The organism is Niabella pedocola (assembly GCF_021044425.1).
In the GTDB taxonomy this organism is placed as follows: Bacteria; Bacteroidota; Bacteroidia; order Chitinophagales; family Chitinophagaceae; genus Niabella; species Niabella pedocola.
The window spans coordinates 77,989-99,032 of record NZ_JAJNEC010000007.1 but is presented as its reverse complement, the minus strand read 5'-3'; the positions used below and the strand labels follow the sequence as shown (position 1 = coordinate 99,032).

The 21,044-nt window shown below is 47.6% G+C and carries 15 protein-coding genes; 9 read left to right on the top strand and 6 right to left on the bottom strand.

Going from position 1 to position 21,044, the window contains the following annotated elements; all coding sequences use genetic code 11:
- Positions 1-89 precede the first annotated feature (89 nt).
- The 5 genes from LQ567_RS21500 to LQ567_RS21480 all read left to right on the top strand — a co-directional run bounded on the left by LQ567_RS21500 (position 90) and on the right by LQ567_RS21480 (position 7,980).
- Complete coding sequence (locus LQ567_RS21500) at positions 90-2,159, top strand: glycoside hydrolase family 88 protein (RefSeq protein WP_231007849.1); 2,070 nt, start codon at positions 90-92, stop codon at positions 2,157-2,159.
- 91 nt (positions 2,160-2,250) lie between these two features.
- The gene (locus LQ567_RS21495) at positions 2,251-3,051 is read left to right on the top strand and encodes an MIP/aquaporin family protein (protein WP_231007848.1); all 801 of its coding nucleotides are present in this window, start codon (positions 2,251-2,253) and stop codon (positions 3,049-3,051) included.
- Entirely contained in the window at positions 3,044-4,141 is a 1,098-nt protein-coding gene (locus LQ567_RS21490) for a GTP-binding protein (protein ID WP_231007847.1), read from the top strand. Before LQ567_RS21495 ends, LQ567_RS21490 begins: the two co-directional genes overlap by 8 nt.
- Before the next feature lie 34 nt (positions 4,142-4,175).
- Positions 4,176-6,788, top strand: coding sequence for a GH116 family glycosyl hydrolase (locus LQ567_RS21485; RefSeq protein ID WP_231007845.1), 2,613 nt, complete (start codon positions 4,176-4,178; stop codon positions 6,786-6,788).
- 16 nt (positions 6,789-6,804) lie between these two features.
- Positions 6,805-7,980 carry a DUF4185 domain-containing protein gene (locus LQ567_RS21480; RefSeq protein WP_231007844.1) on the top strand — a complete coding sequence of 392 codons (1,176 nt, stop codon included), beginning with the start codon at positions 6,805-6,807 and terminating at the stop codon, positions 7,978-7,980.
- A 186-nt stretch (positions 7,981-8,166) separates the two neighbouring features.
- Here the strand turns inward: LQ567_RS21480 and LQ567_RS21475 are convergent, their stop codons facing one another.
- From LQ567_RS21475 to LQ567_RS21465, 3 genes are all read right to left on the bottom strand, one after another.
- On the bottom strand, positions 8,167-9,741 hold the full coding sequence (locus LQ567_RS21475) for a SusD/RagB family nutrient-binding outer membrane lipoprotein (RefSeq protein WP_231007843.1): 1,575 nt from the start codon (positions 9,739-9,741) through the stop codon (positions 8,167-8,169).
- Between the two features lie 19 nt (positions 9,742-9,760).
- Positions 9,761-12,874, bottom strand: coding sequence for a SusC/RagA family TonB-linked outer membrane protein (locus LQ567_RS21470; RefSeq protein WP_231007841.1), 3,114 nt, complete (start codon positions 12,872-12,874; stop codon positions 9,761-9,763).
- A 460-nt stretch (positions 12,875-13,334) separates the two neighbouring features.
- Positions 13,335-14,561 carry an ROK family protein gene (locus LQ567_RS21465; protein WP_231007840.1) on the bottom strand — a complete coding sequence of 409 codons (1,227 nt, stop codon included), beginning with the start codon at positions 14,559-14,561 and terminating at the stop codon, positions 13,335-13,337.
- 177 nt (positions 14,562-14,738) lie between these two features.
- Here LQ567_RS21465 and LQ567_RS21460 point away from each other — a divergent pair, with 177 nt between their 5' ends.
- Positions 14,739-16,409 (top strand): glutamine--tRNA ligase/YqeY domain fusion protein, encoded by a 1,671-nt coding sequence (locus tag LQ567_RS21460; protein ID WP_231007838.1) that lies wholly within the window; start codon positions 14,739-14,741, stop codon positions 16,407-16,409.
- Positions 16,410-16,482: 73 nt separating this feature from the next.
- Here the strand turns inward: LQ567_RS21460 and LQ567_RS21455 are convergent, their stop codons facing one another.
- Complete coding sequence (locus LQ567_RS21455) at positions 16,483-16,788, bottom strand: hypothetical protein (protein ID WP_231007836.1); 306 nt, start codon at positions 16,786-16,788, stop codon at positions 16,483-16,485.
- Positions 16,789-17,010: 222 nt separating this feature from the next.
- On the opposite strand from LQ567_RS21455, the gene LQ567_RS21450 reads away from it, so the two are divergent.
- From LQ567_RS21450 to LQ567_RS21440, 3 genes are all read left to right on the top strand, one after another.
- Positions 17,011-17,220 carry a hypothetical protein gene (locus LQ567_RS21450; RefSeq protein WP_231007835.1) on the top strand — a complete coding sequence of 70 codons (210 nt, stop codon included), beginning with the start codon at positions 17,011-17,013 and terminating at the stop codon, positions 17,218-17,220.
- A gap of 84 nt (positions 17,221-17,304) precedes the next feature.
- On the top strand, positions 17,305-18,492 hold the full coding sequence (locus LQ567_RS21445) for a cupin domain-containing protein (RefSeq protein WP_231007834.1): 1,188 nt from the start codon (positions 17,305-17,307) through the stop codon (positions 18,490-18,492).
- Positions 18,493-18,511: 19 nt separating this feature from the next.
- Positions 18,512-19,405, top strand: a complete 894-nt coding sequence (locus tag LQ567_RS21440; RefSeq protein WP_231007831.1) for a sucrase ferredoxin — start codon at positions 18,512-18,514, stop codon at positions 19,403-19,405.
- 24 nt (positions 19,406-19,429) lie between these two features.
- On the opposite strand, the gene LQ567_RS21435 is transcribed toward LQ567_RS21440, so the two are convergent.
- Both LQ567_RS21435 and LQ567_RS21430 read right to left on the bottom strand, forming a co-directional pair.
- A complete protein-coding gene (locus LQ567_RS21435; protein ID WP_231007830.1) occupies positions 19,430-19,918 on the bottom strand; it encodes a hypothetical protein in 489 nt (162 codons plus the stop codon).
- An 82-nt stretch (positions 19,919-20,000) separates the two neighbouring features.
- On the bottom strand, positions 20,001-20,957 hold the full coding sequence (locus LQ567_RS21430; protein ID WP_231007829.1) for a bifunctional helix-turn-helix transcriptional regulator/GNAT family N-acetyltransferase: 957 nt from the start codon (positions 20,955-20,957) through the stop codon (positions 20,001-20,003).
- Between the last annotated feature and the right edge of the window lie 87 nt (positions 20,958-21,044).

Genomic DNA, 21,044 nt, shown 5'->3' with positions numbered 1-21,044 from the left:
CTACGGAAGAACATGTAGGTTAAAAACGGATGCACAGGTAAAACAAGATATGAGCGATATTGCATGTAATGAACAGGCGGATAAAATATATGAAGTATAAATGGCTGATGGCGGTTTTTTTCCTGTTACCGGTTTGCGTTGTGAGGGCAGCGGAACCCATTCCCGGGAAATTCCGGATGTATCTAAAAGAGATCCGTTCCGATAGGATCGGAAATACACCAGGCGTGATTACGTACCAGGTAGTTTCGCCGGATCGTTTGTATGTGCGCATTACCTGGAACCTTCCGGCAGCCGTATCGCAGGATTCGCTAAATGTATCCGTGCTGCCTGCATTTACACCCGGTTTTAACTGGGCGCCGTTGCTAACACCAGAAAAACATCATGTGATTGCGCAACACGTATTCCGGGCTCCGGCATTGATAGTGGCCAATGATGCAAAATTATTGTCGGTAGTGCCGGATCTCGACCTGTTGCAACAGGAACGCTCCGTGCCCTGGTATATGGATATGGACGCAATCCGGAATCAATTGGTGCTGGGCATGGGCAACACCACTGTAAAAGAACATGTGCTGTTTACAAGAGCGCCGGGTGCAGTGTTTCCAAAGGGAACGGTGTCGCTGGGTTTCTATTGCCTGGTTTCAGAAAAAAAGGATGCACTTCAAAATCCGTTTCAGCAAACGGTATCGTTTTTATGGAGTAAATGGGGCGCACCGCTCTACCGCGAAGGTGAGCCGCTACAGCGTACAGACCTGGATCCTTATGTAAAGCAAACCTATGAGTGGGCGTTTAAAAACTGGCGTCCGGCCGTTTGGCAGGAGCTGGAACTGGACGGTAAAAAAGTGGGAGCCCCGGTATTTATTGTAAATATGACACAGAGTCCCAATTATAAGGGGATCCCCAATCAGCGCGAGTTTCGCTCTGTTTGGAACCAGGCCTGGTTCAATTCATTGCGTTCTGCGCAGGGATTGTACCGCTACGCCCGGAGAACGGGTAACGATACGCTGAAGCAATATGCGCTGCAAACAAAGGAACTGGCGTTGTCCTTCCGCCAGCAGCAGGGCTTTTTCAAAAGCGTGGTGGCCACCGAAATGGAGGAGGTTACGGTTGATGGCAAACAATATATGCGCTCGAAAGGTTGGGATACGCGTTACTGGGGCAATTCCAACCGCAATCCCTACACCTGGGATGCCCGTATGGCACCTTATCATATTGCGGATATGAGCTTTACAGCCTACTGGATGCTGGTATGGCACAACGAGCTGGAAAAAGACCGGCGCTTGCTGGAATATGCGGAAACGTATGCCAATGCATTGATCCGCCTCCAGGATAAAGAAGGCTTTTTTCCTGCCTGGCTCGATCTGAAGGAGCTGCAACCTCTGCAGCACCTGAACCGCTCGCCGGAAACCAGCATATCGGTAACATTTTTATTAAAGCTGTATGCCGTTACAGGAGACGAACGTTACCGCAGCAGTGCCGTAAAAGCGCTGGATGCGGTTATGAAAAATAATCTTCAGCAGGGACAATGGGAGGATTTTGAAACCTACTGGTCCTGCAGCCGTATCGGAACTGAAGAATGGGTAGGGAAAAAGATTCCCCGTAACAATATGTATAAGCAAAATAATTTTTCAATATTCTGGACGGCACAGGCCTTACTGGAAATGTACCATGTTACCAGGGAAAAAAAGTATCTTGTTGCAGGACAGCGTACGCTGGATGAACTGCTGATGTGGCAGGCTGTATGGCAGCCCCCTTACATGGCGGTACGCACCCTGGGTGGTTTTGGTGTAATGAATGGGGATGCGGAATGGAATGATTCCCGGCAAAGTCTGTTTGCAGAACTGATCCTTCAATACGGACAGTTACTGCATCGCAAGGATTACAATCAGCGGGCGATTGCGGCCCTGAAGGCGTCTTTTGTAATGATGTACACACCGCTAAACCCGGGAACGATGCAGCAATGGCAGGCCCGCTGGCCCTTTTTTAATGCGAAGGATTATGGATTCATGATGGAGAACTACGGGCACGGTGGGGTTACCGATGCGCAGGGACTGGGTATCGGTGAGTTTACCATCTACGACTGGGGCAACGGTGCCGCAGCAGAAGCCTATAACCGGATCTATGACCATTTTGGAGCAGGACTGTTCCGTACAAATTTCTAAACTCAATCCCGGCTATCAATAAAGGTGTTGCGGGCAAATGGTTTTGATCTAAAAGCATACAGTATTTAAACGATTAAACTATCTTAGTGGCATGCGGAGTTTGCTGAATGAATGTTTGGGAGAACTGGCCGGTACCTTTATGGTGGTCTTTCTGGGTTGCGGCGCGGTAGCCGTTTCCCTGTTGTTTAATGGTCTGCCGCATATTACAGCCATTGCCGCAGTATGGGGCATAGCGGTTATTACGGCCATATATCTCTTCCGGTCTGTATGCGGTGCCCATTTCAATCCCGCCGTAAGTATTGCGATGGTCATTGCCGGCCGGTTTGAAAAACGAAAATTGGTCGGGTATTTTATGGCCCAGCTTGCGGGAGCCATGGTGGCTGCCGGCATGCTATACCTCCTGCTGAAAGGATCCCTGACAACATATGAGAACACGCATGATATCGTGAGAGGTACACCCGGATCCGCGGCCTCGGCGCGGATGTTCGGAGAATTCTATGCGCCCAACCCGGTGCTGCTGGCCATGCTTGCCGAATGTGCCGGCACTTTTTTATTAACCACCGGTATTTTTATAATTACCCATGCGCAACCGGGCAAAAAAAGCCGTTTAACATATGCACCGGTAGCTATCGGAATTTTGTTGGCGTTGCTCATTTGTGTTTTTGCATCGGTTACACAGGCCGGTTTTAATCCTGCACGGGACTTTGGCCCGCGATGCATTGCATTCCTGTGTGGATGGCAGGCGGCGGCATTCCCGGACCAGACCGGTGGTTTTTTCTGGGTATACATCCTGGCTCCGTTTATGGGTGCAGCAATGGCCGCAGTGCTTTACAATTATTACCGGAGGTGGTCCCTGGGTACCGCATTAAAAATGAAATATGAAAATGGGTAAGACAAAGCTGATCTTTACCGGTGGTTTTTTGGGCGCCGGAAAAACAACATTACTGCAATATGTTTCGGGCCTGCTTGCCGCTAAAGGGCAAACGGTTGGGTTTATTACCAATGATCAGGCAGAAGGGTTGGTAGACACGCAGCTTTTAACAAAAGGCGAAGGCATTATTAAGGAAGTGAGCGGCAGTTGTTTTTGTTGTAATTATACTGGGTTTACAGATGTAATTCAGCAACTGCTGCGGCATCCACAAGGAATGGATGTGATCATTGCGGAGCCGGTAGGCAGCTGTACGGATATTTCTGCTACCGTTTTACAGCCGTTGAAAGAACAGTTGTCACCGGTGATGGAAATGGCACCTTTTACGGTGCTGGCAGATCCGCAAAAGCTGGAACAGATCCTGGATGGACAGGACGCGGGTATGCATCCGTCTGCCGCCTACATTTACCGGAAGCAGCTGGAGGAAAGTGATGTGATCCTTATTTCCAAAGCGGACATCATTCCACCAGAACAGCTGCAGCGGCTTACAGAAAAAGTAAACCTCGTATACCCGGGGCGGAAAGTGCTGGGTGCAAGCGCCTATAATGGCGTGGGAGTTGATACCTGGCTCGATCATGTAATGGGAACGGGTGTTTCCGGCAGCCGGATCGCTGCAGTGGACTACGATGTTTATGCGGAGGGTGAAGCGGTTTTGGGATGGCTCAATGCCTCGGTTTTATTACAGGGCCATTTCGTAGACTGGGATGCATTTTTAGCGCACTATTTCACAAACCTGAACGCATTGCTGGGAACAAAGGCTTCGGTAGGCCATATAAAGATCATGCTTGAATGTATGGGCAACCGGTACCGGATCGGGAATCAGACGGGACCAACGGATACCTTGCGTTTCAGGGGGGCTGCGGGCATCACTAATATTGCGCAAATGACCATCAATGCACGGGTGGAATCGGATCCCGGGATACTGGAGCAGCAGGTATTTGAAGCATTGGCGCAAACGGCAGGCGATGAACTGTTTTACGATATCCGGCAGTGCCGGTCGTTACGTCCCGGTTACCCGGAACCTGCATACAAATACAATTATGTAGTAGCGTAAACAAAAATAAATTCTTTAAAAGAAAACGGATTTTATGAGCAGCACTAAGGGAAGAAGATCATTTATTAAAAAGGTAGGGTTGGGAAGTCTGGCAGCGGTTACCTCCGGGGTTGCCGGAGCCGTGTCGGCAGATAGCAGCCTTGCGACTGGTTTGGCACCGGAGTCCTATACTCCTGGTTTGGAAAGAGCCTATAACGGCGTTTATACCGGTGAATACCTGAACCGTGTAGCCTTTCCGATCGGCGGGCTGGGGGCAGGGATGTTTTGCCTGGAGGGAACAGGCGCTATTTCGCATATGTCGATTAACAACCGCCCGGAAGTTTTTTTTGAGCCCAATGTATTTGCCGCTCTTTGTGTAAAAGGGCCGCAGCCGGTAGCACGCGTGCTGGAAGGACCGGTGCCGGAATGGAAGATCTTTGGTCAGCGGGGAACCGGCAATGGAGCCAGCGGTACCAGCTATGGATTGCCCCGGTTTGGCAGTGCTTCGTTTCAGGCACGTTTTCCTTTTGCTACAATTCAGCTGGAGGATCCGGAAATGCCGCTGAAGGCAACCCTTACCGGCTGGAGCCCGTTTATCCCCGGGGATGAAGACAATTCAGGTTTGCCCGCGGGGGCATTGGAATATACATTTACCAACCGTTCTTCAAAAACGGTGGAGGCAGTGTTCTCTTACAACGCGCGGAATTTTGTGGCAAGAGGGGAGCGCGGGCGTATCCAGAAAATGGATAACGGGTTTATCCTTTCACAGGAACCAGGCAAGGAGAAGCCGTTTACAAAAACCGATTTCGCGGTATATACTACAACAGATCAACAGGCGGTGGTTGATTATTGCTGGTTCCGGGGCGGCTGGTTTGATCCGCTGACAATGATCTGGAATACCATCGAATCCGGATCAGTGAACGCCAACCCTCCCGTGGAATGGGATGCCCCGGGCGCTTCTCTGTTTGTGCCGCTTACCATCGCACCCGGTGCGCAAAAAACAGTAAGGGTAATGATGGCCTGGTATGTTCCGGAATCGGACCTGCGTATACAGGAAAAGGGCCCTGATGGAAAGGAGCATTGCAACAGTGCGGAATGTTGTATCTCACCTGCAGAATCAGGCCTGGAGTCTTATGTAAAGTTTACCGGCGATAAATACAAACCCTGGTATGCCTCCAGGTTTAACAACGTGCAGGCGGTTGCTGCTTACTGGATGCAGCAATATGCCGTATTAAAGCGGAATTCGATCGTATTCAGAGATGCGTTCTACAACAGTACACTGCCCGCTGAGGTAATAGAAGCAGTGGCCGCCAATCTTACCATATTAAAATCGCCGACGGTATTGCGGCAGTATGACGGACGTATGTGGGCCTGGGAAGGATGTGGTGATGATAACGGTTGTTGTCATGGAACCTGTACCCACGTTTGGAATTATGCGCAGGCCGTTTGTCATTTGTTCCCAAAACTGGAGATCGGGTTGCGAAACACGGAGTTTTGCGAGGACCAGAGTGCCGCAGGGCATCAGACCTTCCGGGCTAATATGCCTATCAGCCCCGTAAAACACGATTTTCATGCGGCGGCAGACGGGCAACTGGGCGGTATCATGAAGGTGCACCGGGAATGGCGCATCCACGGAAACACGGCCTGGCTGAAAAAGATATACCCGCTGGTAAAACGCAGTCTGGATTATTGCATCGAAACCTGGGATCCGCTGCACAAGGGCGTTCTGGAAGAGCCGCATCACAATACCTATGATATCGAATTCTGGGGCGCGGATGCGATGTGTACTACTTTTTACCTGGGCGCGTTGCAGTCCATCATTGCCATGGGGCATTTTTTAAAGGACGATGTTGCGTCCTATAAATCGTTGCTGGAAAAAGGAAAAGCCTTCCTGGAAGATCAGCTGTACAATGGTGAATTCTTTTTTCAGAAAATACAATGGGAAGGTTTGAAGGCCAAGAGCCCTGCAGAAGCACAATCTTTTGGAGGCGCTTATTCCAAAGAAGCGGTGGAGATCCTGAAGAAGGAGGGGCCTAAGTACCAGTATGGCAGGGGCTGCTTGTCGGATGGCGTATTGGGAAGCTGGATCGCTGCTGTTTGCGGACTGGAAGATCCGGTTGATCCGCAAAAGATCAGCAGCCACCTGCTTTCCGTACACCGGTATAATTTGAAGAAAAACCTGAAAGGCCATGTAAATCCGCAACGGCCTGCTTATGCCCTGGGAAGCGAAGGCGGTTTGTTATTATGTACCTGGCCGAAGGGCGGCAAATTGTCGTTGCCATTTGTGTATAGTAACGAGGTGTGGACGGGGATCGAATACCAGGTGGCGGCGCATTTAATGATGATGGGGAAGGTAAAGGAAGGCCTGGATATTGTAAGGGCCTGCCGCAACCGTTATAATGGAAAGGTACGCAATCCGTTCAATGAATATGAGTGCGGGCACTGGTATGCAAGAGCAATGTCGAGCTACGGCATGTTGCAGGGACTGACGGGATTGCGGTATGATGCGGTTGATAAAACAATCTATATCCGTTCAAGGGTGGGCGACTTCACCAGTTTTCTTTCCACCGCTACCGGCTTTGGAACGGTGACCTACCGGAATAAAAAAGCCAGTCTTAAAGTCGTGCATGGCACCATTGATGTAAGCGAAATCAGGATCCTGGCTTAACGGGTTCGATCTCCGGATGACCCGTGATATATCTTTTATCATAAAACAGCAAACAATTCTATTTGACGAAACAACGACTATTGGTGTGCAACGGTTAACCCTTATTTTACTGCTGCCGGCCTTTCTGGGAATGCCCGAAAGTAAAGGGCAGGCGCAGCCGCCGGCATTGCTGCCGTATCATGTAGAACGTGTGGCGCGTGTTACGGGCGTTACGGCAAAGAACGAGCGTCTTCCTGATCCGAACCGGACAGCAGTTCGTTATAACGTGGGGGGTACCGATCTGGGAATTGCATGGCGGATGGGCAATGGAACCGTTGGCTTGTTCTTTGGCGATACCTATGGCCGGGACTTCAGGCCCGGAACGGGCGGACCCGGGAACGCAGGCGACTGGCGTTCCAATGTGTTGGCGTTCTCTACGGATAAAGACCTGTCTGACGGGCTTATGATCGATGCTATGTTACCGGATGCAGGTGGTAATGCCCGGGAAGTGATCGCCAGCCGGCATGATCCGGACTGCAAAGGCGAACATACGATGATCCCAACAGCGGCGATCCATGCAGGCGGTGCAGACTATGTGCATTGCATGAATATTCATTGCTGGGAGGTACCGGGGAAATGGACCACCAATTACTCGGCATTATTCAAATCTTCCGATAATGGGAAAACCTGGAGCCGTTGCCCGGGTGTACGGTTTGCAGCAGGAAGCCGGTTTGCGCAGGCGGCTTTTGTAAAAAGAAACGGCATGGTATATCTGTTGGGAACACCTGCAGGGCGGCAGGGCGCCATTTACCTTGCGCGGGCAGGTGAACAGGATCTGGCTTTCCAGGACCGGTACGAATACTGGTGTGATGGCCAGGGATGGGTGAAACATGCGGAAGCAGGAGCCACACCGGTGATAGAAGCGCCGGCAGGCGAACTGTCCGTTACCTATAGTGAAACCTTTCAGCGGTGGATCGTTGCATACCTGGATATAAGCCGTAAGGCCCTGGTGCTGCGCGATTCAAAAGAGATCCAAAAGGGATGGAGCCAGCCAAAGATACTTGTAAAGAGTGCCGATTACCCGGGATTGTACGGATCCTTTATTTACCCGATGGAAACGAAGGACACCCGGTTGTATTTCCTGATGTCGGTGTGGAAGGATTATAACGTGTTTTTAATGAAAGCGGATCTGAAGATGGGGGAGGAAGAGTAAGGATTGCAGTGAATATCGAATTACAAAACACATAACGCTTTTTTCGGATGTGCTGAGCATTGCGGCATGGTTGCTTCCAGATGTCATGGCTTTATGCATAAAAGAGGCTGTATCAAAAGTTATTCTGAAACAAATTCAAAATAACGACTTTTGATACAGCCTACTTTTTATGGACTTGATACCGGCTTAGAAATTTGATCCGCCGGTATCCCACCACAGGCGGGTAGCAATATCATCTTTAGCACCCGCGCCCATTTTTGTTACCGCGTCGGCAACAGCGGCGGTGTTGCCGGTACGCTCGGCAGGAATAAATGGCATACGCTTGATCCATTGGTCGCCCGGAATAACCCCCCAATCCGGACCACTATCGTTTTTAGCAACATGAGGGATTTTTGGATATCCGGTTCTCCTGAAATCCACCCAGGCTTCCAGTGTTTGTGTAAAAGCCGCCAGATATTTTTGGGTGATGATCTTTTCTAATTTCAGTTCGTTGTTATCCGCCGCATTCCAGGCTACTGTAACGGTGGACGCTGCTGTAAAATTATTACGGGAGTCTTTGGGATCCACATAATTGATCGGTTTGCTGCTGGCATCGGCCAGATATGCATCAACTCCGCTGGCTCCCCAATCTGCGAATGACAACCGCACACCGTTTTCATAATTGGTTTTGGGATCTCCGGCACCGGCCCAGCCTCTCAGCCCGGCTTCTGCTTTAAGAAAGGCAACTTCGGCTGCACAAAAATCCCTTCGGGTAGTAACGCTGTTAAAATCATTAGATACTTTGGAGAAGGGAACACGGTCGGCCTTGGCATTAATATATGCCCCGTTACGCACGCCTTTGTAGGGTGTAGCCGGATGATCGGCCGCCAGGCTGGCATTATCCAGTGGAGCAAAATATCTGGAAATCCGGCCGTCTTTCAATCCCACCATAAACGACTCGATGACACCGCCCATACGGGTATCATCCCACTGGTAACAAATCTGGGCTACAGGCATTATATTTCCATTGAGCGAATTGATAAAATTGTCTGCATTGGTAGCAATCAATCCTGCCGGATCACTCAGGGCTTTTTCGCCTTGTATTTTCGCCGTTGAAGGATCTATTTTTGACAAGCGCATGGCAAGTCTCAACCGCAACGAATTTGCCAGTTTCATCCATTGAGAAATATTGCCCTGATAAGCAGTGGGATCAAATTTTGTAAAACTTTTATAGGCGGTATTGGCTCCAAAATCTGATTGAATAGAATCTAATTGCTTAAAGAAAAGGGTATATAAATCGGACTCCTTATCGTAAAGGATAGAGGGAGCGGTGCTGCCATAATTCGTATAAATAACTGGTCCGTGGATTGCAGTCAGTTTCGATATGGCCAATATGCGTACCAATTTAGCCCAGGTAGCAAAAAGGGGTAGCTTATTTTCCTGCGCCAGTTGGATAACTTGCTTTGCGGGCGACATTACACTGCCGTACACACGACCCCAGTAAGAATTCCAGCGAATATAGTAGGTAGTGTTATTTACATTACCCACAAAGTCGGTGGGGGTACCCATATATCCCATCCAGTTATCGTAACAAAGGTCTTCCTCTATCTGGTGGCCGTTAAGGTTAAAGATCATGCCAGAGAAAGGAGACCCCACCAGGTTGAAATCCTGTTTAAGTAATTCATCGGAAATTTGATTGGGGTCCTGGTTCGCAGTCTCAAAACCTTTTGTGCACGAACCAAATACAATCAAACAGAATAAAGCGACAATTATTTGTTTCATGTTGATTTGATTTAAAATTCTAAAATGTAAACTTCACGTTAAATCCAAATGACCTGGTAGAAGGCAGGCTAAACACGTCGTTTGACTGCATAGCGTTACCGGTGCTCATCGCCTGTTCCGGATCAAAGGGAGCTTTTTTATAGAAGAAGAATAAATTTCTTCCTATCAATGAAACGGAAGCATCTTTGAATACGGGGTTTGCTCCTTTAGATTTAAAGTTATATCCAAATACCAGTTGACCCAGTCGTACATTGGTTCTGGAAAATATATAGGGCTCCATGATCTTGTTCCGGTCGCCTACCGCGGAATAATATGTTGCCGGATCAAGACTTGTTACAGGAGTTGTTCCGAAAATAGCATTGATCGGTACATTGCCTCTGTCTCTTGCATCAGCCGTCCTTTCGCTTACGCCATAGGAATCCAGGAATGCCTCTGTTTTTGAAAAGGCAACGCCCCCGAATTTTCCATTGATCAGGAAGCTGGCAAAGAAATTATTATAAGAAAAGTTATTGCTCCATCCCAGCAAAAACTCAGGGTTGGCATTGCCTACTTTTTCCTGAGTTGCGGCCTTTGTCGGTACAGCTTTGTCGCTCAGTATGATTTGACCCGCCTCATTTCTTGCAAATTTATAAATATATACATCGTTGAAAGATCCTCCGGCTTTGATAATAGAGGCAAAACCCTCATCATCGCCACCCACCTGGTAGTTAGGGTTGGATGCGATTAACTCTACAATTTTGTTTTTGTTCCGGGAACCATTGAATGCGGTTCTCCAGTTGAAACTTTGCGTACGAACCGGATCGGCGCTCAGCGTAAATTCAAAACCATGATTGTCGATTTTTCCGGCATTCACATAGTAGGTTGTAAAGCCTGAACCCGAAGGTGCTGCCAGCGTAAGAAACTGATTGGTACTTATGTCTTTGTAGTAGGTGAAATCAAATCCGAGCCTTCCATCTAAAAACCGGGTTTCGATACCATATTCATTACTTACAATTTTTTCAGGCTTCAGATTGGTGAAGGGAACCTGGGTATTCCGGTTGATCCCTCCAATGCCGGAAGGCCCGCCTGCACCGCCGATGGTATTCCATGGATTTACGACATTAAAAGGAACTTCATTGGCCGTTTGCGAAAACGAAGCCCTTACTTTTAAAAATGAAATGGCCTTTGGTAGCGTTGCCATTTTGCTGATGATAGCACTACCACCAATAGAAGGGTACAAATAGGAATCGTTGCCGGTAAGCGACAGGGTAGATGCCCAGTCATTGCGGGCTGCCAGATCGAGGAATAACATTTCTTTATACCCAACGGTTGCATTTGCAAAAGCACCTTCTTTTATAGTGTTACTGTAAATAAAGCCCGGATTAACCGATTGGTAGAAGATCACATTGTAAGGCATGTTGGAAAATGTGAAAAAATTGGGGTATTGTAAGGATACGGTACCATTATTTACGGTCATGCCATCATTGAAAATATTTTTCTGATAACTAAGCCCTGCCAATGCATTTAAACTGATGGATCCAAAAGTTTTGTTGTAGGTTAAAATTCCATCGGTATACAGCGACTGGTCCGTGTATTTTGTATAGTTCCAGGTTCCGTTGGGGCTTACACTTACCGAGTTACCGGCTGCTGCATAACGATAGTCTCTTACCACATTATTATAGTCGATATTACCTCTCAATTCAAACCGGAGGTTCTCCGCAATGTCGTAGGCGAGTTTCAGACTGGCAATGGCACGTTTAGAAGTAGCTATCTTAGGATCGTTGTTAAGTTCCCAATAAGGATTGTTTTGCTTTTCCTCAGTAGAATACCAATTCATTTTATACAGGTTCCGGGTACTGTCAAATACCTGATAATTATTTTTATAAGTATCAAAATTCCGGTCTCTGGCAAATAGGTATAAACCGGTAAGCGGGTTGTTATAGTATCCGGCCCCCGGGCGGTTTTTAGATTTTTCCGAAGACAATATCACATTGGAACTGATCGTCAACTTATCGTTAAACAATTTTGTGCTCTGATTAAATGCGAAATTGTTTTTGCTGTAGGTATTGGTAGGCATCACACCCGTTGCCGAAATATTTGCATAAGAAAAATAAACGGTTGTTTTGTCATTACCTCCGGATATAGATACTGAATTGGTAACAGTAGCGCCTGTCCGGAAAAAATCCTTGATATAGTTTTTTTGGTAATTATCAGACGTGATATTTACAACCGGTGATTTTTGAATATTAATAAGTTCCGTTGGCTTAACTCCATCTGCACCGGTAGGGTCAACTTTGGGATATACCCAGCTATAATCACCACCTGTAGTGCCGTAGCGATACTGAAATTCGGGAAGCCCGGATACCTGTTCAAAAATAGTACTGGAGTTGAAGTCTACAGAAACCTTACCCGTTCTGCCTTTTTTGGTAGTAATTAAGATAACGCCATTGGCACCCTGGCTACCATAAAGAATAGCAGCGTTGGCCCCTCTTAAAACGTTGATACTTTCAATGTCAGAAGGGTTGATCGAGGAGAGACCATCTCCTCCATCCGTTCCTCCGTAGGAGCCAGGCTGAGCAGTTTTATTATTCACTAAGGGAATACCATCAATTACATAGAGCGCTTCACTCGTACCAAGCAGCGATTTGTTACCTCTAAGCACGGCTTTGGTAGAGCCTCCGGCACCAGAGCCGCTTACTTTGATATCAAGCCCCGCCGCCTTACCGCTCAGGGCATCTACAAAGTTTGTATTGGAAGCTTTCCTTAATTCGTCTCCGCCCACCGTTTGCGAGGCGTAGGTTAGCGATGCTTTATTTCGTTTAATACCCAGCGCTGTTACCACTACGGATGTTAACTCGGTGGCGGATGATTGCAAGGTTACATTCAGCTCGTCACTGCTTTTAACGGTGATTTCCTGGGTAACATAGCCCACATAAGAAAAAACCAGGGTCTCTCCGGATGCGGCTTTAAAATTGTACTTTCCATCAGCGTCCGTAAGTACGGCTCTGTTTGTTTTTTTGACGGAAACGGTTACACCGTACAATGGTGCACCGTCTGCTCCGGTAACACGACCGTGTACCGCTTTGTCCTGAGCCTGCACCGCAAAAGCGCAAAGCAGGAACAGACAGAAGGCAATAAATTGTTTTGCTTTCATTTTTGTTGATAGTTTTGCTTTAGTAAATAATAACTGCTTATTAAGGAGAAGCCGCCCTGCCGTACCGCGTCCTTATCCGGGCGCGCGAACAGGCAATACTTCCCCTCGTCCACATAAAATGGTCGTTTTTTTTGATGTATTAAAAAGTACATCCCCTGTTCCCGAAATCCAATAGATGACGGGCATCCCTGAGAGCCAGGGTGCTGTTGTTATGGCATATACAGGTTTATACGCCGGGCAGCAAACAAAGTGCAACGGATCGTTTCGTTCTCATGTATAATGGATCTTTTTGCATTGATGAGTAATAAAATTTCATGCCAGGGGTTCGGAATAAAGCGATTCTTTTCAGCTTTTTTTCAGCACGTGCCGGGCACATATACCCAGCAGGAAATGGCAGGCAACGGGTTGTTTTGATTTCATGTGTGTGATCGTTTTGTTTTCGTGAATAATAGGGTTTCTGTCAGGGCGCTGTTGTGCTGCGCCTGGGTTCTCTTATCTGTTCCGGATTTGCAGCAGACAAACTGTTTACCACCAGTGCCGCTGCTCCCATTGAATATGCTTTATATCTAAGTGTTGATACATCCAGCTCCACACCTTCCATCAACCGCGGAATACTGTAGGTATTTAACGCCTGCTGAACGGGCGCCATCAATAATTTTCCTACCTCGGAAGCCCGGCCGCTGAGCAATACCAGCTCGGGATTGATGATATGAACCAGTATCGCAAGCGCCTTCCCGATCTTAAAGGCCATATCCGATAATAATTCAATACAAAGCTGATCTCCCTGGGCGGCCAGTTGCATAACGGCGTAGGCCACGTCTTCCACTGCGGGCGTGGCAATCTTCAGGTGCTCCAGTTTGCCTTCATCAATCAGTGCTAATGCTTTTTGGGCCACCACTCTTAAGGAGGCTTCGGTTTCCAGGCAGCCTCGTTTGCCACATTCGCATAGGATATGATTATCGGAAATGGGAATATGGCTCAGTTCGCCAGCATAGCCGGCATGGCCGCGGAAGAGTTTGCCATCTACGATCATTCCCAATCCTATGCCCCAGCTGATATTCACAACCATTACATCGGTTTTTCCCCGGGCGATGCCAAATTTAGATTCGCCCAGCGCGATGGTACTCGAGTCGTTGTCGATAAACACGGGAATTTGAAATACCTGCGCCAAATGATCGCGGAGGCTGAGCGTGTTTTTTGTAAAAACGTAAGACTGGTTAATACCCTTTTTGATATTGATAAATCCCGGCATACCCAGTCCCATTCCCAGGAACTGATCGCGCGGGATGCCCGAATGCTCCAGGGTGGCGGTGATGGCGGCGGTAAGGGAGTGGAGGGCCTCGCCGTTGTTGAGCAGCTTTAATTCAAAACGCTGTGTATAAACAGCATTGTTCAAACCCGCATCCATAACAGAAACCGTGGTGTAGAGCTGGTCCATTGCCACAGAAAGGATATACATGGTTTCGGGCTTTAGCCGGTAAAGCAGGGCTTTTCGTCCGCCGGTTGAATCGGCATGCCCGTCGATGACCACAATGCCGTCCTGCTTCAATTCCGAAAGCGCCGTTGCCACCAACGGAACACTTTTATTCAGCAGCGCACTCAGATCGCTGCAGGTCAACGCCTTTTCGTAATATAATTTTTCAAAAATAGTACGCTTTAATTTGCTGTATAGGGCAAGCTTGTGCAAGTAATCGGTTTATTAGTCCTAAGATAATAAATAGTTCCAAATACTTACAAAAAAGTTTTAAAAAGTTTTTGACATGAACTTAGAAACTTTGGCAAACATTTTAAAGAAGTAGATCTGTAGCTAGATAACTCATTTACTAACAATTGGCTACATTTGTAGACAGAACAGATTATTTTTATGACAGAAGATTATAAAGCGGAAGAAAAAAAGAGCCTGAATTTCCTGGAGGAGATCGTAGAAGCCGATCTGGCAGCCGGAAAATATAAAACGATCATGACCCGGTTTCCCCCGGAACCCAATGGATACCTGCACATTGGACATGCCAGCAGTATCTGCCTCAATTTTGGATTAAGCCTGAAATACGGAGGCGGAACCAACCTCCGGTTCGATGATACCAACCCGGTAACAGAAGAAACGGAGTATGTGGAGGGCATTAAAAAAGATATTCAATGGCTGGGTTTTGAATGGGCCAACGAACTGTATGCTTCCGATTATTTTGAGCAATTGTATGCATACGCCGTAACGCTGATTAAAAAAGGACTGGCTTATGTAGATGACAGTACCAGTGAGGAAATAGCCGAACAAAAAGGAACGCCTACCCAACCGGGGCGCAGAAATGTTTATGCGGACCGTACAGTAGAGGAAAACCTGCAGTTGTTTGAAGCGATGCGCAACGGGGAGTACCAGGATGGGGAAAAAGTGCTGCGTGCCCGGATCGATATGAGTTCGCCCAATATGATCATGCGTGATCCCATTTTATACCGGATCAAACATGCCCATCATCATCGTACCGGCGATCAGTGGTCTATTTACCCGATGTATGATTTTGCCCATGGGCAAAGTGATTCGATCGAACACATTACCCATTCGATTTGTACGATGGAGTTTGTGCCGCACCGGGAAGTGTATAACTGGCTTATCGAACAGCTGGAGATCTATCCTTCACGTCAATATGAATTTGCCCGCAGGAACCTGAGCCATACACTTACCAGTAAACGGAAACTGCTGCAACTCGTAACCGAAAAATACGTTTCGGGCTGGGATGATCCGCGGATGCCTACCATTGCCGGCCTGCGGCGGAGGGGCTATACGCCGGAAAGCATCCGGGATTATTGCGAGCGCATCGGTGTTGGAAAAAGGGATAACCTGATCGATGCCGGTGTGCTGGAATTTTGCGCCCGGGAGCATCTCAATAAAATTGCGTTACGCCGCATGGTGGTATTTGATCCGCTGAAAGTGGTGATCACCAATTATGAGGGTGAGGGAGAGTGGCTGCATTCCGAAAACAACCCTGAAGATCCGGACGGAGGCACCCGCAATATTTCCTTTAGCAGGGAATTGTTCATTGAGCGCGACGATTTTATGGAAGATGCGCCCAAAAAATATTTCCGCCTGGCACCAGGTAAACAAGTGCGGTTGAAAAGCGCTTACATCATCCAGTGCGATGAAGTAATAAAAGATGCGGATGGCCGCATCACCCAGCTGAATTGCTCGTATTTTCCCAACAGTAAAAGCGGGGAGGATACTTCTGGTATTCATGTAAAAGGAACGCTTCATTGGGTAAATGCCCGGGATTGTTTCCCGGTTCAGGTGCGCGAATATGACCGGTTGTTTACGGTGGAAGACCCCGGGAATGCCGAGGGTAATTTTACCGATTATATCAATGGTCAATCGTTACAGGTTGTTGAAAATGCGCTGGCAGAACTTGCGTTAAAAGAGGCGATGGTTAATGAACGGTTCCAGTTTCTGCGAAAGGGCTATTTTACCCTGGATCCGGACAGCACGCCGGAACAGCTGATCTTTAACCGTACGGTTACGTTAAAAGACAGCTGGGCGAAGGCAAAGTAGCCACGTCCCGGCTCAGCTATTAGCGATCAAACCAAAGCAGATCGCTAATAGCTGACAGCCGATAGCCCGAAAGCTAATGAATAACATTGAACACAAACAAAAGCGAAACCACAAACAATAGCCCGAGTCCGGCAAGAAATACATAATCGGCAAAGGTTTCCAGCTTATTGCTCCGGGTACCGGATGACCGCATCGAAAGAAATGACAGGATGCAACTCGTCATAAAGAACAGGATGGCAACGGCTGCGGCTTCATCCATTACGGTACGTTCTCCTTTGTTGGTAAAAATCCTTAAGGAAGTGATCAGGATAAAACAGATACCGGTAAGGTTGGAAGCCGCGTTAAGAATATGTGGCGATTTTTGATGCTCCTGCTTCATGTTCGTTTACAATAAAGAACCGTTAAGGTACTTAAAAAACAAAACCATCGTACGGCCCGCAGGCAATTGCATTTTATTTTATAAAAAATTTAAGCACAGGCAGATACAGATTTCGGCATACGCATTAATGAACTATTAAATTTGCCGGGGAAACGGGCTGTTTAAAAAAAAAATCATAACTTACTTTGGTAAACGATTTCTAAACTTCTTAAACTTTAATTTATGGAACTGAACGAATTTTTATTAAATGAGGAAGAGCTGCAGGTAACACGTGCCACGGAGCAGGAGTATTCGGAAATGGATGGTGATGGTGCAGATGGCGATGGCAGTGACGGAGATGGTTCTGATGCATCGGATGGTGATGGCGGAGCAGACGGCGACGGGGGTGCGGATGGTGATGGCAGTGATGCAGACGGATCCGATAACGCCTGATTAAAATGAATGTATTGAAAAGCTGCGGCATCCGGTATGCTGCGGCTTTTTTTATTATCTTGTATCATAAACCCTTTTTCCTATATGACCGCTTTTTTTGATAAGATCATCGCTCCCTGTTCGGTTGAAGCTTTTTTTAATACCTACCACGAAAAAAAGATCCTGTATATCCCGCGGAATGACGCTTCCTACTATGAACCGGTGCTCACCAGCCGGGAACTGTCGGCTTTTCTGGACCGGCAGGATATTTTTTATCCTTCGCTGCGTATGGTAAAGAATGGAAAAGAGCTTCCTTCGGGTGAGTATACGCTGAAGGGGGTGCCCATCGGGCATCATAAAAAGGATGGGATCATTCATACAGAGAAGGCATTTGCATTGTTTAATGATGGGGCTACCATGGTAGTACAGGCGGGGCAGCGGTATTTTGATCACCTGTCTGCCTGTTGCATGGAGTTATCCCGGAAATTCAACGCCCCGGTGCAGGCCAACCTTTATATTACGCCCAACCGGTCCCAGGGTTTTAACCCACACTGGGATACGCATGATGTATTTGTATTGCAGATAGCGGGCACCAAAACCTGGCATCTGTATGGGTTCGAAAAAGAGCTGCCTACAAAGAACCAGGGTTTTGTAAGCAAGGGCTACAGCAAAGAGCCGGAACAAACCTTGCAGTTAAGTCCGGGTGATTTTTTATATGTGCCCCGGGGCTATGTACATGATGCGGTGGCCGATGATGGTATTTCGGCCCATATTACGGTAGGGATCCTGTCCTTTACCTGGATCCGGTATTTTTCGGAGCTGCTCACACAGCTGGAGAATGAAAAAGCATTCAGGGAAGCCATTCCTTTTTGGCGCAGCGATCTGGACGCGGCCATCGGGGAAAAGACCGGCTTATTAAAAGAATTGCTCGGCCGGTTGTCTGCGGAAGATGCGCTGGAGAAGCTGAACAGCCAGTATCAGAAAATGCAGCCGCAGCAGATGCACGGATATTTCGACGGGTTGCTGAACCTGGATCAGCTGCAGCCGGATATGGCGTTGACGGTTAACCGCAATGTGTTCTTTGAACGGGGCCAGGCAGATGGACAGTGTTTTGTAAAATGCTTTGGTAAGACCATTTCCTTTTCAGATGCCTTAAAGCCGGTAATTGATCATATATTTGATATCGAAAAATTTACCGTGGCCGATCTGCCCGGTGATCAGCCTGAAGCCACAAAGATGGCTGCGGTTGTCCGGTTGATAAAGGAAGGGGTGATCTATCGCGCTATTTTATAACCATTATTAAACGTTATCATTGAATAATACAGGCACCCGGCACGTTTTTTTTTGCAGCGCGGCATCGCGGTATTTTAAAGAGGATATTCATGGGTCCGCTGCTAATTATAACGGGTTTATCCTGCTGGAGCACAGCGATCCGTTTCCTGAAAAAGTAACCCAGGCACATTTTGATCCGCTTTTTCTTGCTAGTCTTCAGGAGCTGGCCAAACAAAAGAAGGCAAAGCTCCTGCTGATCCGCAACCGGAAAACAGGATTTAAAACCTGCCGGCTGATCTATGTGGATTGTATCCGTAACCGGTACCTCACCCTGCATTCAACGCCTGCAGATGTGGCGGCTATCCGGCTGGAGTATTATATTGATAACCCGCATGCGATCTGGGAAACAGACCCATTCTATATCGTATGCACCAACGGTAAGAAAGATAAATGCTGCGCAAAATTCGGATTCCCGGTATTTAAATTTATTGAGAACCATGATAAGGCGGTTTCGGTTTTTGAAAGTACCCATGTAGGCGGTGACCGTTTTGCCGCCAATGCGGTTTGCCTGCCGATGGGGATCTATTATGGAAGGGTGATGGTAGAAGATGTAGACGCGATCCTGGAGGCCACAGAACAGGGGCAGATCTATTATCCCAATTACCGGGGCATTTCCACGCGGTCCTTCCTCTACCAGACGGTCGAATGCTACCTGCGTGAGCGGCTGGAGCATTTTTCCATGAACTTCGATTTTACTATTGAACACCACGAAGAAACAGGTTCCGTTATAGAAATTACGGCTGTTGTGGCCGGGCGGCATTACCAGCTATCCCTTCGCAAGGAAGTGGTGCCGTATCCCTATTATCTTACCTGTAAAGCACAGAAGCCGGGAAACATCACAAAATATGTACTGGAGCACTTTGTGGCCACATAAGCCGGTACCGGTGCGGCCGCTTGTTTATTTTAGCTGCCTTAGCAGGAAGGTTTTCAGTTCCAGGAAATGGCTGATCATTTCTTTCTCCATATCATAGTCTTCGTCCTCTGTTTTGCCATGCCCTAAAGACCGGATGTAAACGATGCGGTTTGCCTTAAAGTATGCTGTAACACTCCATACATTTACATCGTTGCGGTTTCCGTTTACCAGCAGGATCTCGCTTTCGTAAGCCCGGGTCAGTTGCCCTTGGTGAAGGTAGTATTGATATTCGTTTTCGATGATATGGTTATCAGATGTTTTATCCGACCATTGTTTTTCAATTTTGAATAACCGTTTTTTATATAACCAGTAACGGTAAGTAACGCCATTGCGTTTTATAACATGTTTGATAAGTTCAGGACGTTCTTCAATCCGGGCGATGGCACCTTCAACCCGGTTTCTGTAAACCGTATCCAGCTGGGCATGAAGCGGCGAAGCAACAACACAAAGCAGGAGCAGGAGCATCCATTTCATATTCGTGATTGAAAGATAAATATACGGTGATCTGTGGTTTTTGATAACCCAATTACCGGAACAGTTGCCCAATCCATCGGGCTTAAAGATCAAGTGCCATCTGTATATTGGCCCGCTTATAGGGACTTGGACGGTTGTTGAGCTTTTTGAACCCGAGTTTGTAGTAGAGATTGATGGCGGCCTTTAAACGGGTATTGCTTTCCAGGTACAGTCTGGAGGCCCCCAATACTTTTGCTTTATGTATGATGGCATCTGCCAGCAGTTTCCCGATATTTTTTCCCTGCGCTTCAGGTGCAACGGCCATTTTGGCCATTTCATAATCATAATCGGGGTCATCCATTTTAATGAGCGCGCATACACCTACCGGTTGTTCTTCGTATAAGGCTACCAGGATATGGCCTCCTTTGTTGAGAATATACTTATCGGGATGATTTAATGCGCGGATATCTGCTGCTTCCATTTCAAAGTATTGCGAGATCCAGGCTTCGTTCAGTGTGCGGAATACCGTTTTGTATTTCGGTTCATAATTAACAATACGTACCTGGCTGCTTTCGCGGATCTTTTTCTGCTGCAGTACGCGGCGGGAGAGGGGCTGCTGTTCCAGCAGGAATTCCCATTCTTCAATGGCTTCCCAAAGATCATGGGTGGCTTCACGGATCAGTTCTTCTACCGCATTGTGCACGTCTGCGCACTGTTCAAGTACCCGGGGCACCAGTGTTTTTCCTTTGGCAGACAGCGCCACGCGGTTCTGGCGCTTATCGCCCGATTTTTTATTTTCGGTGATCAGCCCCTTAGCGGTCATCTCCCGGATGATGCGGCTAACGGACGGCTGCGAGTGCCCGATTTCCTGTGCAATTTCAGTGATCGTTTTTTCTTCGTTCTGCGAAAGCATATAAAAAACGGGGAACCACTTGGCCCTTACGGGAATCCGGTTTTGCTCATAGATCTTCTCGGCTTCTTCCGTAAACAGGCTAGACAGCATCCGGAGCCGGCTCCCAAGGGCCATTTTGCCGGTACGGGTATAAAATATTTTTTCCATACTTAATTACATAACTGGTTATGCAAATATAGTCATAATTTTGAAAAGAGCGGCAAATCATAGTTGGAGAACAGGTGCCCGGAGGCT